This window comes from Pseudomonas sp. GW456-12-1-14-TSB6 (assembly GCF_059424205.1).
This window is the reverse complement of the sequence record NZ_JBWKZE010000041.1, coordinates 16,395-31,948: the sequence shown is the minus strand read 5'-3', so window position 1 is coordinate 31,948 and position 15,554 is coordinate 16,395. Positions and strand designations below refer to the sequence as shown.

The 15,554-nt window shown below is 62.8% G+C and carries 15 protein-coding genes; 14 read left to right on the top strand and 1 reads right to left on the bottom strand.

All coding sequences use genetic code 11. The features are described from left to right. Nucleotides 1-15 precede the first annotated feature (15 nt). The 14 genes from AC07Y2_RS26350 (at nt 16) to AC07Y2_RS26285 (ending at nt 14,677) form a co-directional block, all read left to right on the top strand. Nucleotides 16-1,608 carry a GumC family protein gene (locus tag AC07Y2_RS26350; RefSeq protein WP_103387246.1) on the top strand — a complete coding sequence of 531 codons (1,593 nt, stop codon included), beginning with the start codon at nt 16-18 and terminating at the stop codon, nt 1,606-1,608. A 2-nt stretch (nt 1,609-1,610) separates the two neighbouring features. After that, nucleotides 1,611-2,696, top strand: coding sequence for a glycosyltransferase family 4 protein (locus AC07Y2_RS26345; RefSeq protein ID WP_178082887.1), 1,086 nt, complete (start codon nt 1,611-1,613; stop codon nt 2,694-2,696). Next, nucleotides 2,693-4,063, top strand: a complete 1,371-nt coding sequence (locus tag AC07Y2_RS26340) for an O-antigen ligase family protein (protein ID WP_103387244.1) — start codon at nt 2,693-2,695, stop codon at nt 4,061-4,063. The genes AC07Y2_RS26345 and AC07Y2_RS26340 overlap by 4 nt, the downstream gene beginning before the upstream one ends. After that, a complete protein-coding gene (locus AC07Y2_RS26335; RefSeq protein ID WP_103387243.1) occupies nt 4,060-5,028 on the top strand; it encodes a glycosyltransferase in 969 nt (322 codons plus the stop codon). Before AC07Y2_RS26340 ends, AC07Y2_RS26335 begins: the two co-directional genes overlap by 4 nt. After that, nucleotides 5,021-6,157 carry a glycosyltransferase gene (locus AC07Y2_RS26330; protein ID WP_103387242.1) on the top strand — a complete coding sequence of 379 codons (1,137 nt, stop codon included), beginning with the start codon at nt 5,021-5,023 and terminating at the stop codon, nt 6,155-6,157. Before AC07Y2_RS26335 ends, AC07Y2_RS26330 begins: the two co-directional genes overlap by 8 nt. 13 nt (nt 6,158-6,170) lie before the next feature. Beyond that, nucleotides 6,171-7,172: a polysaccharide deacetylase family protein gene (locus AC07Y2_RS26325; RefSeq protein ID WP_103387241.1), complete on the top strand. Its 1,002-nt coding sequence runs from the start codon at nt 6,171-6,173 to the stop codon at nt 7,170-7,172. After that, entirely contained in the window at nt 7,169-8,488 is a 1,320-nt protein-coding gene (locus AC07Y2_RS26320; RefSeq protein WP_103387253.1) for a lipopolysaccharide biosynthesis protein, read from the top strand. The genes AC07Y2_RS26325 and AC07Y2_RS26320 overlap by 4 nt, the downstream gene beginning before the upstream one ends. Then, on the top strand, nt 8,485-10,404 hold the full coding sequence (locus AC07Y2_RS26315) for a hypothetical protein (protein WP_103387240.1): 1,920 nt from the start codon (nt 8,485-8,487) through the stop codon (nt 10,402-10,404). Before AC07Y2_RS26320 ends, AC07Y2_RS26315 begins: the two co-directional genes overlap by 4 nt. A gap of 68 nt (nt 10,405-10,472) precedes the next feature. Continuing rightward, a complete protein-coding gene (locus AC07Y2_RS26310) occupies nt 10,473-11,162 on the top strand; it encodes a GNAT family N-acetyltransferase (RefSeq protein WP_074687746.1) in 690 nt (229 codons plus the stop codon). 4 nt (nt 11,163-11,166) lie between these two features. Beyond that, nucleotides 11,167-12,354, top strand: a complete 1,188-nt coding sequence (locus AC07Y2_RS26305; RefSeq protein WP_039767745.1) for a GNAT family N-acetyltransferase — start codon at nt 11,167-11,169, stop codon at nt 12,352-12,354. After that, complete coding sequence (locus AC07Y2_RS26300; RefSeq protein WP_103387239.1) at nt 12,326-13,114, top strand: ChbG/HpnK family deacetylase; 789 nt, start codon at nt 12,326-12,328, stop codon at nt 13,112-13,114. The genes AC07Y2_RS26305 and AC07Y2_RS26300 overlap by 29 nt, the downstream gene beginning before the upstream one ends. A 117-nt stretch (nt 13,115-13,231) precedes the next feature. Continuing rightward, nucleotides 13,232-13,924 carry a GNAT family N-acetyltransferase gene (locus AC07Y2_RS26295; RefSeq protein ID WP_085648957.1) on the top strand — a complete coding sequence of 231 codons (693 nt, stop codon included), beginning with the start codon at nt 13,232-13,234 and terminating at the stop codon, nt 13,922-13,924. Nucleotides 13,925-14,072: 148 nt separating this feature from the next. Next, entirely contained in the window at nt 14,073-14,366 is a 294-nt protein-coding gene (locus AC07Y2_RS26290) for a type II toxin-antitoxin system RelE/ParE family toxin (RefSeq protein WP_103387238.1), read from the top strand. A 2-nt stretch (nt 14,367-14,368) separates the two neighbouring features. After that, nucleotides 14,369-14,677: an addiction module antidote protein gene (locus AC07Y2_RS26285; RefSeq protein WP_085748448.1), complete on the top strand. Its 309-nt coding sequence runs from the start codon at nt 14,369-14,371 to the stop codon at nt 14,675-14,677. A gap of 12 nt (nt 14,678-14,689) precedes the next feature. Here the strand turns inward: AC07Y2_RS26285 and AC07Y2_RS26280 are convergent, their stop codons facing one another. Further along, nucleotides 14,690-15,496, bottom strand: a complete 807-nt coding sequence (locus AC07Y2_RS26280) for a class I SAM-dependent methyltransferase (RefSeq protein WP_103387237.1) — start codon at nt 15,494-15,496, stop codon at nt 14,690-14,692. Nucleotides 15,497-15,554 lie beyond the last annotated feature (58 nt).

Sequence of the window (15,554 nt, the reverse complement as noted above, 5' to 3'; positions counted from 1 at the left end):
CTCAGGTGACCGATCATGAATCCAAAGGAAAATTACCTGCATGAGTTCTTCAGGATCTTCTTCGCCAACAAGCAACTGGTGAAACGGGTCTTCCTGATCTTTGCAGTGATCGCGCTGGTGCTGCCGCTGCTGCTCAAGCAGACCTTCGATATCACCGCTCAGGTGATCGTGCAGTCGAAAAAACTTTCACAGGGCGACGCCACCACGTCGCTCACTGTGGACAACGCCACCTTCATCCCGCCGTCGCTGGCGGACATGGAAACCGAGAGCAACATCCTGCGTTCGCCGGCGCTGATCCGTCAGACCATCAGCGAGTTGCGCGACAAGGGCGAATACACCCCGTCGCCCGGGATGTTCAACAAGTTGGTGAGCGAGCCGTTCAAGCGCTACATCAGTTCGCCGCTGCGCCAGTACGTGATCAACCCCGTGCGCAACACCCTGGGGCTTGAGACCGATCCGGTGCGCGACACCGCGCTCGATGCGCTGACCCAGGATGCGATAGACAGCCTGAAAATCGAGACCCTGCCTGGCTCCAACGTGATCTCGATCATCTACAGCTTCCCCGATCCGCATCAAGGCACGACCTTCGTCTCTGCCCTGTTGCAGAACTATCTGGTGAGCCGTCAGGCGCTGCAATCGATCGACCTGCCGCAATCGTTCTACGAAACCAAGAAACACCTGTATCAGGTGAGTCTCGATGGATTGGAAGGCAATCGCCAGGCGTTGCTGGAAAGTGTCGGTGCGTCGGATCCGAAGGAGGAAATCACCTTCCGCCTCAACGCGATCAACACCGAAGAGCAGGCGCTGAACCTGTATCGCGACCGCCTGCTGCAAAGCCAGCGCTGGCTCGAGTACCTGAAGACCGCGCTGGCCGCCGCCAGTAACAGCAAACTTAACGACTACACCTTCCCCTACACCTTCACCACCACGGTCGACAACGTGGCGTTCGAGGACCGGGAAATCAAACAGATGGGCGAGCAACTGACCACCCAGGTCAGCCGCTACATGAACGATCTGGCGGTGTTCCAGCCCAGCAGTGAACCGATGTTGCTGACCCGCGAGCAGATTGCCCGCACTCGCCAGCAGTTCCTCAAGGTGGTGAGCAACCGTATCCAGGAACGCACCAACGATCTGGCGGTGGTCCAGCAGGTGATCGATCAGAAAACCGCGCGCATCGCTGAGTTCAAGAACCGTATCCGCGAGCTGCAGCAAACCCAGAGCAAGCTGCGGCAGATGGATACCGAGATCGATGCCCTGCACGCCGCGTTCTCGACCTACGCCCAGCGTTTTGCCGAAAGCAGCACCACCCGTTCGCTGAGCGATGATCTGTCCAACGCCCGGGTGTTGAGCCCGCCGTTCGAACCGACCGAACCGGCGTTCCCCAAGCCGATGCTGATCATTCCGTTCGGGCTGTTCACCGGTCTGCTGCTGGCGATTGCACTGGTCTACGTGCGTGAGTTCTTCGACCACCGCTTCAAACACCCGGCGCAAATCAGCCACGAGCTGGGCCTGCCGGTGCTGCTGGTGATCAACGACCAGAACGCGCAACCGAGCAACCCGCACAAGAACTGGACCGTGCCAAGCTTCGTACACTGGGTGCGCAATTGAACATGTCCTCTACCCAGAACGCCGCGCTGCCGATCATGCATTTGCTCAGCAGCGGCGGGTTCTACGGGGCCGAGCGGATGTTGCTCGATCATTGCCTGGCGACGCCGGGGCAGCACCAGGTGCTGTTCCTCGATGCGCCGCCGGAACTGATCGCGCGCTTTCGCGAGGCCGGCGTTGATGCGCAAGGCTGCGCGGGGCTGGGTGCCCTGCTGCGGCACTTGCGTCAGCGGCGCAGTGAACGTCCGTTGATCAACACTCACAATTTCAAAGGGCTGTTGTTCGGTTGGGTCGGCGCCACGCTGTTGCGCCTGCCGCTGGTCATCACCCAACACGGCTTCACCCCGCGCAGCCGCAAGCAGAAGTTCTACACCTGGCTGAGCCTGCAACTGTGCCGCACGGCGTCGGTGGATCGGGTGGTGTGTGTCGCCGAAAGCATCGCGGTGCTGCACCGTCAGGCCAGCGTGAGCGCGGAGAAATTGCAGGTGATCCCCAACGGATTGCCGGCAGCGGCCGCCCTGCCTTGCGATGCGCCAGGACCACGCTGGCTCGCCGGTTACGTCGGGCGCTTGAGCAGTGAGAAAGGCCCGGATCTGTTTCTCGACGCGCTGATCCCGCTGTGTCACCAGCACCCGCAACTCGACGCGGTGATGCTCGGCGACGGCCCGGAACGCGAAGACTTGCAGGCAAGGATCGACGCCGCCGGATTGCAGCAGCGCATCCGCCTGCCGGGTTACCAGACCGACATGCGCCCCTGGTGGCAACAACTGGATGCGCTGGTGATCAGCTCGCGCACCGAAGGCACGCCGATGATTCTGCTGGAAGCGATGCAGGCCGGGGTGCCGGTGGTGGCATTCGGCGTCGGCGGAATTCCCGATGTGCTGGAGAACCGCCACAACGGGTTGCTCGCGGCCCCGACCGACAGCGCCGCCCTCGCCCGCCAGCTCGACACCTTGCTGTCCGAGCCCGGCCTGGCGCGGCAACTGCGCGACAACGCAAAACGCACGCAACAGGACCGCTACGACCTCAAGGCCCTGGCCGAACGCTGGTCGCAGCTGTACATCCGCACGGCACGGGAGGCACGCGCATGATTTTCCCACTCTCGATCGTCAGTCTGCTGGGTCTGGCCTGCATCGCTCTGCTGGCCAGTCCCTGGCCCTACCTGGCGCCAGGCGCAGTCATCGGCCTGGTCGGATTCGCAGTGCTGTACCGCAAACCGACCTGGGGCCTGCTCGGTATCGCCGCCCTGGTGCCGTTCGAGGGTTTCTTCAAGGACAGTTCACTGTCGGGCAGCAAACTGATCGGCGCTTCGTTGGCGGTGATCCTGATGCTGCAACTGGCGATGCACCAGATTCCCTCGGATCGCCTGCGCAGCAATATCTGGCGCTTTCTGATCGCCTTCATGGTTCTGTACTTTCTGAGCCTGCTCAACACCGATGACATGGGCATGTCGCTAGGTCATCTGCGGGAAATCAGCGTCGGCCTGATTCTGTTTGTCATCACCCTGCTGATCGGCCGCGAGCTGAACCTCGACCTGTTCGCCCGGCTGGTGACCCTGGCCGTCAGCACGACCTGCGCCATGGCCATGTTCTCCAGCAAATTCCAGGATCAGGGCCGCGCCGCCGGTCTGCTCGAAGACCCAAACGCTTTCGCCCTGCTCATCGCCTTCGCCATTCCGCTGGGGCTATTGCTTGTCATCCGCAGCCCGAACCTGTTGCATCGTCTGTTCTGGGGCGGTTGCTGCCTGCTGTTGCTCGGCGGCATGACCAAGACCGAATCGCGCTCCGGGCTGGTGGTGCTGGCCTTGAGTCTGGTGATCGGTTGCTGGCACTACCGCGCGCAACTGGCGCGGATTCGCCCGCGTCATCTGGGGTTTGCCATGCTCGGCGCGGCGATCGTGATTCCGCTGGCGATCTACGCGATGCCCGCCGGTTACATTGCGCGCATCCAGTCCCTCAGCGTGTTGAGCGCCGGCGCCAAGGGCCACAACGACGAATCCCTCGGTCGCCGCGCCTCGTACATCGTGGTCGGTGGCCAGATGATCCGCGAGAACCCGCTGCTCGGTTCCGGCCCCGGCACCTTTCCGCTGCACTACGCCACCACCGGCTACGCCAAGGCGTTTTCCGCCAACCGCAAGATCGGCGACCTGTATCGCCGGGCGCATAACACCTACCTGGAAATCTTCAGTGAGCTGGGGATTCCTGCCGGCCTGATGTTCGTCGGCATGCTCGCGCTGGGTCTGTACAACCTGATGCGGGCGCGCAAGGCGTGGATGTTGCGGCGTGACTGGCAACAGGCGGATCTGATGACCCATCTGGGGGTGAGTTTTCTGTCGCTGACGCTGTTCCTGATGTTCCTCAGCGCGCCGAACCAGAAATACGTGTGGATCATGCTCGCCATGACCAGCGTTCTGCGCCTCAAAGCCGAGCAGGCACCGCTGACGGAGAGCAGGACATGAGCCGGATCAGTATCGTCATTCCGATGTACAACGAGGCCCGACACATTGGCCGCACCTTGCTGGCCGCGCAAAAAGCGGCGCACGCGGCGAATGTCGAGTGTGAACTGATTGTCGTCGACAATGGATCGAGTGACGAAGGGCCGCAGATCGCCCGGCAGTTCGGCGCCCAAGTACTGGTGATGCCAGGCCTGCTGATCGGCGCGTTGCGCAATCGTGGCACCGCCATCGCCACCGGGGAATGGCTGGCGTTCATCGATGCCGACATCGAAATGCCGGAAGACTGGCTGCGCCCATTGTTCGACATCGAAGCCAGTGGCCAGGCCGATGTGTTCGGGCTGGATCTGCACACTCCCGCCGCCGCGCCGTGGTACGCCACTGCCTGGCAGCGCCGGACCTTGCGCCCGACCACCCACACCAGCCACGTCGTCGACTGGCTGCCCAGCGCCAACCTGTTGATGCGCCGGCGCTGGTTCGACAAGGTCGGCGGTTTCAACGAAACCCTGCGCACCGGCGAAGACAAGGAATTCACCCTGCGCCTGCGCGAGCACGGCGCCCGACTGCTGTCGATCAATGAAAATGTCGCGCTGCACTGGGGTTACGAAATGAACTGGCGCGAGTGGATGGGCAAGGAACTGTGGCGCCAGGGCAGTCACCTGCAACTGCTGCGCAGCCATGGTTTCAGCCTGCGCCTGTTGCGGTTTCCGATGCTGTCGATCTTCGTCTGGATTCTGGATTTCCTGGCGATCTCCGCGCTGCTCGACGGCTTTCCCCATCACGCCGCGATCATGGTGATGCTGACGCTGGTGCCGGGGCTGGTGCTCAGCGTGCGCCAGAGCGCCAAGCACCACAACGTCTGCCTGACCCTGCAACTGTGGGGCCTGCACTGGCTGCGCCTGCACCTGGCGGGCGCCGCGTTCATTCTCAGTCTGTGTCATTGGAACGCCAGGAGGCCTGCCCGTGGCTGAATTCATTTTCTGGATGTGCCTGCTGCTGCCGGCCTACGCCTATGTCGGCTACCCGCTGCTGCTGACGCTGCTCGCGCCGCTTTTTCCGGCGTGGCGCCATAGCCCGGCACCGCCGCTGAACGTCAGCATCGTCATCGCCGCCCACAACGAGGCGCGGCACATCGAACACAAGCTGCGCTCGCTGCTGTCCCAGGATTATCAGCCGGCGACCCTGCAAATCATCCTGGCCAGCGACGGTTCCACTGACGACACCGTGGCTTGTGCACGCAAGGTCGTCGACCCGCGAATCACCGTGCTCGACCTGCCCCGCCAGGGCAAGGCCGCCACGCTGAATGCCGGCGCGGCGCTGGCTACGGGCGACATTCTGGTGTTTACCGACGCTGACAACCAATGGTCGCGGGAAACCCTCGGCTACCTGCTGGCGCCGCTGAGCGATCCGCAGGTCGGCGCCTGCGCCGGGCACATGGTGATTCCGGTCACCGGTGGCGGACTGAGCATCGGCGACAGCCTTTATCGGCACTACGAGGGCTGGTTGCGCCGGGTCGAGAACCGTACCGGCTGCATGGTCTCCGGCGACGGCGCGCTGCTGGCCTTGCGCCGGGAACTGTTCGAGAACGTGCCGGCCGAGGTCAACGATGACTTCTTCATCAGCACCTGCGCACCGGTCAAATTCAAACGCATCGTCTACGTGCCCGAAGCGCAAGTGATCGACCACGGCGTGGACGAAGCCGACAAGCAATTCCGCCGGCGCCAGCGGGTCACCGTCGGCGGCCTGCAAAGCCTGGCGCAACGCAGTGAACTGCTCAATCCGTTCAAGCACGGGCTGTATTCGATTGCGTTGATCAGCCACAAGTTGATTCGCCGTCTGGCGCCGATCCTGTTGCTGCCGCTGCTGCTGAGCAATTTCTGGCTGTGGCAAGAGCACGGTTTCTATCGCCTGAGCCTGATCGCGCAAGTGGTCGGCTATGCCATCGCGATTGCCGGCCTGCTGGATTCGCAACACCGCCTGCCCAAGCCGTTCCGCCTTGCGGCATTCCTGCTGGTGACACTGGCGGGCATGAGCATCGGCCTGTGGCAGTTCCTGCGCGGCCAGCGTTATGCCCAATGGAACCCTGACCAAAACCGTTGAGAGGGATCGAGCCATGGCGATCAAGCAACTGATTAAACGCACCAGCGGCTGGCTCTATCTCAACTCGTCCGTGGGGCGCAACCAGCTGCACGGCGCCGGCGTGATCCTGATGCTCCACCGGGTGCTGTCCAACGACCGCGCCGCCGACCTGCCGCACCGCAACGAGCTGTGCGTCGGGCCCAAGGCCTTCGAACACTTGCTGGTGTGGCTGCGCAAGCATTTCGATTGCGTGCCGCTGATGGAGATCCTGCAGCCCAATGCCTTGCGCACCGAGCGTCCGCAAGTGGCATTGACCTTCGACGACGGCTGGCGCGACAACGCCGCCAACGCCTTCCCGCTGCTGCAGAAACATCAGGTGCCGGCGAGCATTTTTCTCTCCACCGATTTCATCGGCAGCCGCCAGCGCTTCTGGTGGGAAAGCATCGGCGAAACCCTGTGGGGCAGCCATGGCGAAAAGCCGCGCATGCACCTGATCGAATATTTGCAGTCGATCCACCATCCCGTGCCGGTGCTGCTGGACGACATCGACGTGGATCGCCGCAGTCTGACCCTGTTGCATTATCTGCAAAGCCTCAAGGCGCTCGATCCGAAGAGACTCGAACGCCTGACCGAGGAGTGCCCGCAAGAGTCGCAACCACAGGCACTGGACTGGCATCAGGTGCGGGCGATGGAAGCGTCGGGGCTGGTGCGTTTCGGCCCCCACGGCGCCAGTCACGCGATCCTCACCGGCCTTGACGATGTACGCCTGGGCGAAGAAATCAGCCGCAGCCGCGATGCCCTGCTCAATGGCTGCAACCGGCCGCTGCCGGTGTATTGCTACCCCAACGGCGACAACGATGAGCGGGTGCGCGAACAGATCGCCAATCACGATTTCCCGTTTGCGCTGGGCACCGGCAGTGGCATCTATCGCGGTACCGGCGATCCGCTGAACCTGCCACGCTTCGGCGTCAGCCAGCGCACCGCGCGCAATCCGGAACTGCTGTCGTGGCGGATCTATCGCGGGGCGCGGCCATGAGTCGAAGCAGTTACCTCAAGCATCTGGCGCTGAGCATGGGCACCAAACTGGCGATGATCGCCCTGCGCCTGCTGAGGAATGTGCTGCTGGCGCGGATTCTCGGCCCCAGCGAACGGGGCCTGTTCGCCCTGCTCAGTACCCTGCCCGATCTGATCAGCGCCGCCACCAGCGGCGGGTTGAATTCGGCGGTCGGTTATCAGGCCGCCAAGCAGCGGCCGATGGGTTTGCTACTGGCTCAAGTGCTGGTGTTCGGTTGTTTGCTGGCGGGTCTGTTGACCTTGCTGGTGGTGGCGCTGGTGCGCGAGTTCGGCAGTGAACTGGACGTGACCCTGCAACTCGGTCTGCTGGCGTGGCTGTTGCTGCTGGCGGTGCCGTTGACCGTGCTCAAAAGCGGTCTGCTGACCTTGCACAATGCGTCCGGCGGTGTGGTCGCGTTCAATGCCTTGCGACTGGTGGAATCCCTGGCGCCTCTGTTGCTGTTTCTCGCGCTGTTCTGGATGTGGAAAGAAGCGGCCCTGGAAGCGGCGCTGATCAGTTGGCTGGCCGGCATCAGCCTCGTAGTGCTGGTCGGCTGGCTGTGGCTCAAACGCGCGCAGCCGTTGCAGCTGCAATGGGATCGCGCCAGCCAGAACGAACTGCTGCGCTTCAGTGCCCGCAGCCACCCGGACCTGCTGTTCCAGCAAGTGATCCTGCGTTCCGATTACCTGTTCATCGGCGCCCTGCTCGGCAGCACCGCCCTCGGGCATTACGCGATGGCCAGCGCCGCCGCCGAGTTGCTGCTGATCGTCCCGGAAGCGGTGACTACGCCGCTGATGAAGCGCCTGCTGCAACAGGACGAAGGAATGGACAAAGTCACGCCGCTGGCCCTGCGCCTGACCGCCACGGTGATGCTCGGCGCCTGCCTGACCATGGCCGTGATCGGCGAATGGCTGATCGTTACCCTGTTCGGCGTCGCCTACCAACCGGCGTATCCGGCGCTGCTCGCGTTGCTGCCGGGGCTGCTGGGCCTGTGCTACGCGAGCATCCTGCGTCTGGACCTGATCGGCAAGAATCGCCCCGGCACGGTGTCGTTGCTGATGGGGCTCGGTGCGCTGCTCAACCTTGCGCTGAATCTGCTGCTGATTCCGGCCTACGGCATCGTCGGCGCGGCGGCGGCTTCGTCGATTGCCTATCTGGCGGTGACCGTGGCGATGCTGGTGTTGTACTGCCGGCTGAGCGGCGTGGTGTTCTGGCAAACCCTGATCATTCTGCCCAGCGACCTCACACCGATGTGGCTGATGTTGCAGCGTCGCTTCTTACAACGGAAATCGGCATGAAAGGCCTGGCCCTGCTGTTCGGCCTCGGCCTGTCGCTGGACGCCTTCGCGGCGTCTATGCGCTGGGGCGACATTCGCGACGGCAGCCTGTACCTGCAAGCGGATCGCCCCGACACGGTAACCGTGCGCTGGGCGCCGGCGTGGCAGGCGGAGGCCAACGAAGAGCACATTTACCTGCTCGACGGCCGGGGCCAATTGCAGGGCGAGCGCTTCATCAAGGCCAGTGAAACCCGTGGCAGCCAGAGCTGGCCGTTGGCACCGGGCGCCGCGAGTTATCAGCTGGAGATCCCCGGCTACAGCTTCCGCAGTTACCGAGTCGAACACGACGAAACCACCGTGGCGCTGTTTGCCCCGGCCAAGGTGCATTTCAGTGCGGAAACCCGTAACGGCGATGAGCTGTATTTCAAGGTCGCCGCCGGTGAGCACGCGATATTGGCGGGCAAGTTTCACGGCGGGGTCAGCGCCCTGCAAGCGCAGCGGGTCGGCGACGGGCAGCCCCTGACACTGTCGCTCAAACCCTATCGCGCCTATTGGCAGTTCGATCAGCTCGCGCTGCCCGTCAGTCAGCGCGAGCAGATCTGGCGCCTGCGTCTGCAAGGCAGCGGCAAAGCGGCGTTCTGGCTCGACGGCACGGCCAATCTGTTCGCACAGACCCCGCAACAGCTCAAACCGCTGCGCTTGGACGACGGCCAGACGCGCCTGACCCTGCACGACAAAGTCCTGGGGCGCACACCTGATCTGGGCATCGCCCTGCCCTATGTGATGCCGCCGCCCGCCAGCCATCCGGTGCTCGATGCACTGAAACCGACGGCCGCCAGTTACTACACGTTCGTCGACGTGACGGCAAAAAATCCGCACTTCGAAGATGCGTTTCGTCAGGTCTATCAGGACCGGTTCGGCATCCGTCAGGACATCACCTTGCTTGCCGGCAGTCAGCGCCAGGCCGATCTGCGCGCCGACGTGCAAAGCAACAGCGGCCTCGACGCCTGGCTCGCCAGTACCCGTGCGCTGGGCGGCAAAGGCACGCATTACATCGGGTTTGCCGACGAGCCCAACCTGAATTATTCGAGTTACGAGCAATACCATTCGATCTTCACCAGCATGGCCCGGCAAGTGCGCAGCGATCCGGCCAACGCCAAGGCCGGCGTGCGCATCGCAATGCCGGCCAGTTCACGGCTGGTCAACGGACCGTTCGCCGATAACGCGGCGAACAAGCGTGGCATCGACTGGGCCCGGCGCCTGCTCGGTGAATCCGCCGATCAGGTCGATGCGCTGGCCTGGCACGAATGGATGATTCGCGACCTGCTCGCCACCCGCGTGTACCGCGACAGCGTGCGCCGGGCGGCGGATCTGGTTGGCCTCGATGCCAAGGGCCAGCCGCGCAAGGCCTTGTTGCTGGACCAGACCAACCTGTCCAGCGGTTCGAGCCTGAGCCCCTACGATCAGGAAACCCATTTCACCTCGCTGTGGTGGGCCTCGGTGGTGATCAACGCCTCCCAGGACGGTTTGCTGACCATGCTCAACTGGTTTCAGGCCGCCGATGAGCCGCAATACCCCAAAGGCATGTTGCGGGTGCTGGGCGATGACCGCTTCGAGTTGAAACCGGTGGGCCTGGCCCAGCAGTTCATCCAGCAACACTGGCTGCATCAAGTGCTGCGGCTGGAGAACGACGCGTTCGAAGTCGATGTGCTGGCGATGGCCGGCGACGATCAGCGCGGGCTGCTCGGCGTGAACAAGGGCACGCGCTTGCAGCATGTCGATCTGGCGGGCGCCAAATGCCCGTTGAACAACGGCGCGCTGCGCTACTTCGGCGCCGACAACCGCAGCCGCGACGCGCCGTTTCGCTGTCAGGACGGCCGCGTGCGCTTCGAGCTGCCGGGACAGACCCTGTTTGCCCTGAGCTGGAGCGCCTCATGACCGCCCTGTTGATGTCCGGCCGCGCTGGCCCTTGGCCGCGCGATGACTCGTCATCAGGAGCAACGACCATGAACATGCTGCGCAAACTGACTGAAAACCTACGGCAGAAAGGACTCACTGCCACCGTGAAAAAGGTCTGGAAACACTACGTCTTTTCTCATCAGGAACTGCTGTGGATGGAGCGCGATCTGGTCAGTCCGGTACCGCCCCACAGCCTCAAGCCTTACCCGCCGCTGCGGGTGGTGAAAATCACCCCGGGCAACGTCAGCGCCTTCGCCCGCCACTTCGGCGACCGCGTCGGCACCATGGCGGAACTCGCCCGGGAAAATCACACCGGGCACATGCACCTGGACGATCAGGGCAATGCGGTGGCGTTCATCTGGGGCAGCGCCCGGGACTACTTCGACCGTCACTACTACGGCTGCCTGTTTCCGGTGAAAGCCGGCGAGTTCTTCGAGTTCGGCGGCGAACTGACCCGCTCGTATTGGGGCACAGAGCTGTCGGTGGATCTGCAACTGGAACTTTGGAAAGCCATGGCCGCCCAGGGCTGCGACAAGGTGGTCGACGTCTGCGAATTCCACAACATCCCGGCGCTCAAGCTGCACCTGCGCATGGGCTATACCGAACAGGGCCGGATCATGAACATCTACAAACTGTTCGGCCGCTGGCGCTTCTACCGCGAAACCCGCTACAGCGGCTCGCGCCTGGAGGCACTGCGCAAACCTTCCCGTCCACCTGTCACAGCAACGGTGACCTGAATCTATGGCGCGATTCGAATGGCGCACCTCGTTGTGCGCACCTGACTTCCCGGCGGCGGCCTATGAAGCGCTGCGCCTGCGGGTGACGGATCACACGCCGTTCAACAGCCTCGACTGGCTGTGTGCGGCAGAGCAAGCGCTCGACACGCACGAGCGGCTGCACGTATTGCTGGGTTGGGAAGCGGACGAATTGCGCCTGTGCCTGCCGCTGGTGGCGAGCCGTGAGCGGTTTTTCGGATTGCCTTTTCGGGTGGTGCATCACCTCGGTTATCCCCTGGCCGATCGCCTGGCGCTGTTATCACTGCTGAACGCCGAAGACATGCGCCAGGCGCTGCGGCTGATTCGCCAGCGCGTGCCCCACGCCCTGTTGCAACTCAACGAAATCGCCGAACCGGTCGGCGCCGAAAGCGTGCTCACCGAATGGATGGCCCACAGCTCCACCGGCGAACGTCGCTTGAGCTGCCGGGTGCCGGTGCACCTGATCAGCGACGCCGACCGCCAGGAAGTCTCGGGCGATCCGCGCTACAAACTGCGCCGGGCGCGCAAGCGGATTGCCGCGTGCGGCGCCGAAGTCCGGCGGATCATTCCCGACGCGACCAGCATGGGCCCGTTGCTGCAGGCCATCAGCGAAGTCGAAGCGGTCAGTTGGAAAGGCGACGAAGGCGTCGGGATCTTTGCCAGCGACCGCAGCCGCCGCTACATGGAAAACGCCTTCACCGCCCTCGCCGCTTCCGGCCGGGTGCGCGTGGTTATGCTGGAACTCAACGAACGTTGCATCAGCTATCGACTCGGTCTGTTCGAACAAGGCCGTCTCTACGATTACAACCTCGCCTTCCTGCCGCAGTACGCCGATCTGGGCAGCGGCCGGGTGTTGCTGGAGGAATGGATTCGCTGGGGGCTGGACGACAACTGGCGCTGGATCGATGCCTCGCGGGTCAGCCTGGAAAATTCCAGCCATCAACTGCACGAACGCATGACCGGGCAACTGGAGCACTGGCGCTGGAGTTTCTACTCGTGGCGCCCGAGCGGCCTGTTGCTGGGGCTCGGGCTGCGCGCCTGGCACCGGCTCAAACCTGCGTTGCAACAATGGCGGGCGAAGCGTGCGGCGGCCAAAGCGGCGGCCATTGCGACACCTGTGATCAACCCCGGCAAGGAGGGCGAACATGCCACGCCAAGTCATAGTCAACGCTGACGATTTCGGCCTGAGCCCGAACGAAAACGCGGTGATCCTCGGTGCGTTCCAGGCCGGGGTCATCAGTTCCGCTACCGCCATGGCCAACATGCCGGCGTTCGAAGCGGCCTGCGCCATGGCCCGGCTGCCGCTGCTGGAGGGCCGGATCGGCCTGCATTTCAACCTGACCTACGGCCGGCCCTTGAGCCGGGCCATTGTCGAGCGCCGCACCTTCTGCGACAGCCACGGCGTGTTCGACCTCAACCTGCCTCGCCACAGCCTGTGGCTGAGCCGCGAAGACCGCGAGGCGGTGCAGGAAGAATTGCAGGCGCAGTGGCAGCGCTGCGTCGATCACGGCGTGCGTCCCAGCCACCTCGATTCGCATCAGCACGTGCACAACATCTGGCCGATCGGCGAGATCGTCGCGCGCTTCGCCGCCCATCAAGGGGTGCCCGTGCGCCTGGCGCGCAACCAGGGGCAAAACCTCAGCCTGCCCAAGCGCCTGTTCAAGGGGTTGCTCAACCGCCGATTGCAGGGATTGGCCGGGGTCACGGCCGATTACGTCTGCACCCCGGTCGACCTGCGCAACGCCCCCGCGCCGACCGACGGCGTGCTGGAAATCGTCGCCCATCCGAACCAGCTCGGGGCGGATTTCGGTGATGCGTATCTGCAACCCGGAGAATCCCTGAGCCTCGTGCTAGAGCAGCGGCTGGCGGGCGTTCCACGGGTTTCCTATGCCGATCTGAACAAGGATTTTTTGCGGGGTGCCGAGGCACTCTGAGCCGTTACACAACTTGCAATACATTCAAAGCTGGCGCTTTGACATGAATTTGCAGGGGTGATCTATACCCACAAAAGCGTCATCCACAACACCCGGGCTCCGGCCTCGGAGGGCATCATGAGCGTCATTGAAAAGCTGCGCGAACGTATCAAGCAAAAAGGCCTGGGCCGTACTTTCGGCACGTTGTGGAAACGCTACGTGTTCTTCCATTGGGAGCTGTTGTGGATGGAGCGCGACCTGGTCAGCCCGGTACCGCCGCACAAGCTGCGCCCCTACGACGGCCTGCGCAAGGTCGACATCACCGCACAGAATGCCGGCGCGTTCGCCAAACACTTCGGTGACCGGGTGCAGACCATGGCCGAACTGGCCGACGAGGGCCACACCGGGCACATGTACCTGGATGCCGACGGCCATGCGGTCGGATTTATCTGGGGCAGCACTCGTGACTACCACGACCGCCACTATTACGGCTGCACCTTCCCGGTCAAACCCGGCGAGTTCTTCGAGTTCGGCGGTGAAATGATTCGCGCCTACTTCGGTAGCAGCCTGTCGGTGGACGTGCAGGTCGCCCTCTGGGAAGCCATGGCCGCCCAGGGTTGCAACAAGGTGGTGGACGTCTGCGAGACCCACAACATCCCCGCGCTGAAACTGCACATCCGCATGGGCTACCACGAACAGGGCCGCGTCACCCACGTCTATTGCCTGTTCGGCAAATGGCGGTTCTTCCGCGAAACCCGCTACGAAGGCTCACGCCTGGACCCACTGCGCAAACCGGGACGGCCGGTGGTGACGGCGGCTGCGCAGGCTTGAAGGTCCAAAGCAGCACTGTGGGAGCTATCGGAGACGCTAGCTCCTACATAATCTGAGGCTACTTGCCTACACCTGCAGACGACACATCCAAGGCCGATAACAGAACCGGCTGACTGCTCGACCGTATCCAAATGGATACAGTCGAACCATGAACTATTTCGTGCTACAAACATCCGTCTTCGTGACCTGGCATGCCTCTATTCGAGATCTCCGTGCCAAGGTTGCTATTGCCCGTCGCATAGATCGTGCATCAGCAGGTAATCTAGGCGACATTAAACCCGTAGGTGATGGTGTGTCGGAAATGCGCGTTGATGTCGGCGCCGGGTATCGGGTCTACTTCACGATGCGTAACGGTGTAGTTATCGTTTTGCTGGCCGGCGGCGACAAATCCTCACAAAGCGCGGACATCAGACGTGCAAAAAAAATGGCAAAGGAGGTTTAACCATGAGCCAGACTTTGACAGCTTTTGATATGGCAGCACTGCTGGACAGTGATGAAGCCATCAGTGAATACCTATCCCAAGTGTTGGCCGACGGTGACAACGAAGAGTTTCTTCGTGCAATCGGTTATGTCGTCAAGGCGCGGGGCATGACTCAGATCGCGAAGGATTCGGGCATGGGGCGCGAAAGTCTGTACAAGGCCTTCGCACCGGGAGCCAAGCCTCGCTTCGACACGGTACTTAAAGTCATTCATGCCCTTGGCATCGATCTGTGCGCGCAACCGGGACATGTGCTGAATCACTCCACGTCCTGAAACCTGCGTTACTCAGCGCTTCACCCCCACCCACGTAAAACACATCGGCATCTGCGCCTCGCGGTTCTGGTACTGGTCATACACTTCTTCCCGGTTCGAGTGCGGGTATTCCTTGAAGTGCGAGATGTTCAGGCCGGCCTCGAGGGCGGCGGTGAAGATCGCGCCGAGGGTGTGCACGAACCAGTAGGACTTCGCCGCCGGCTGTTCGACCTTGCCGACGTAGACGATCGGTTTTTCAAGCACGAACGGTTCTTTACGGAAATACGAGCTGGCAAGGCGAAACGGGTCTTCGGCCTCGGGGTCGACCATTTCCAGGAACGGGTGGGTTTCGTAGATCACCAGTTGTCCGCCCGGTTTCAGGGTCGAGGCGACGTGGCGGAAGAATTCGCCGATGTCGGGCATCCAGCCAAAGACGCCGATGGTGATCAGCGCGACGTCGAAACGGGCGCGCAGCGATTCGGGCAAATGATGAATATCGGCTTCGATGAACTCGGCCTTGTGCGGCGAACGCTTGTTCAGTTCGCGGGCCTGTTCGAGAAACGCGCTCGATTGATCGATGCCGACCACGCTCCGTGCGCCGAGGGCGAACAGTGACAGGCTTTCGCGGCCGTTGTTGCAACCCGGTTGCACGACGTCTTTGCCATCGACACCGACCTGCTCGAGCAAACCGCGCAGGGTGTCGTCGAGGCAGGAAAAATCCGCCTGCGCAACCTCGGTCAGCAAGGCCTGCCAATCGGGCGAGTCCTGATGATGACGGGCGGAATCATTCCACGCCTGACGATTGCTCTCGACGGCATTTTTATTGTTTGGCACTTCCATGGCGCACTCCGGGGGATGCTCACAATTGAGCGGCCCGAGTCTAGTTCAGCCTCGCGCA

Bases quoted from the DNA above. Each gene is read 5' to 3' on its own strand.
- AC07Y2_RS26340 (WP_103387244.1), top strand. From the start codon at position 2,693: ATGATTTTCCCACTCTCGATCGTCAGTCTGCTGGGTCTGGCCTGCATC.
- AC07Y2_RS26280 (WP_103387237.1), bottom strand. From the start codon at position 15,496: ATGGAAGTGCCAAACAATAAAAATGCCGTCGAGAGCAATCGTCAGGCG.
- AC07Y2_RS26320 (WP_103387253.1), top strand. From the start codon at position 7,169: ATGAGTCGAAGCAGTTACCTCAAGCATCTGGCGCTGAGCATGGGCACC.
- AC07Y2_RS26345 (WP_178082887.1), top strand. From the start codon at position 1,611: ATGTCCTCTACCCAGAACGCCGCGCTGCCGATCATGCATTTGCTCAGC.
- AC07Y2_RS26315 (WP_103387240.1), top strand. From the start codon at position 8,485: ATGAAAGGCCTGGCCCTGCTGTTCGGCCTCGGCCTGTCGCTGGACGCC.
- AC07Y2_RS26285 (WP_085748448.1), top strand. From the start codon at position 14,369: ATGAGCCAGACTTTGACAGCTTTTGATATGGCAGCACTGCTGGACAGT.
- AC07Y2_RS26325 (WP_103387241.1), top strand. From the start codon at position 6,171: ATGGCGATCAAGCAACTGATTAAACGCACCAGCGGCTGGCTCTATCTC.
- AC07Y2_RS26295 (WP_085648957.1), top strand. From the start codon at position 13,232: ATGAGCGTCATTGAAAAGCTGCGCGAACGTATCAAGCAAAAAGGCCTG.
- AC07Y2_RS26335 (WP_103387243.1), top strand. From the start codon at position 4,060: ATGAGCCGGATCAGTATCGTCATTCCGATGTACAACGAGGCCCGACAC.
- AC07Y2_RS26290 (WP_103387238.1), top strand. From the start codon at position 14,073: ATGAACTATTTCGTGCTACAAACATCCGTCTTCGTGACCTGGCATGCC.
- AC07Y2_RS26300 (WP_103387239.1), top strand. From the start codon at position 12,326: ATGCCACGCCAAGTCATAGTCAACGCTGACGATTTCGGCCTGAGCCCG.
- AC07Y2_RS26310 (WP_074687746.1), top strand. From the start codon at position 10,473: ATGAACATGCTGCGCAAACTGACTGAAAACCTACGGCAGAAAGGACTC.
- AC07Y2_RS26350 (WP_103387246.1), top strand. From the start codon at position 16: ATGAATCCAAAGGAAAATTACCTGCATGAGTTCTTCAGGATCTTCTTC.
- AC07Y2_RS26305 (WP_039767745.1), top strand. From the start codon at position 11,167: ATGGCGCGATTCGAATGGCGCACCTCGTTGTGCGCACCTGACTTCCCG.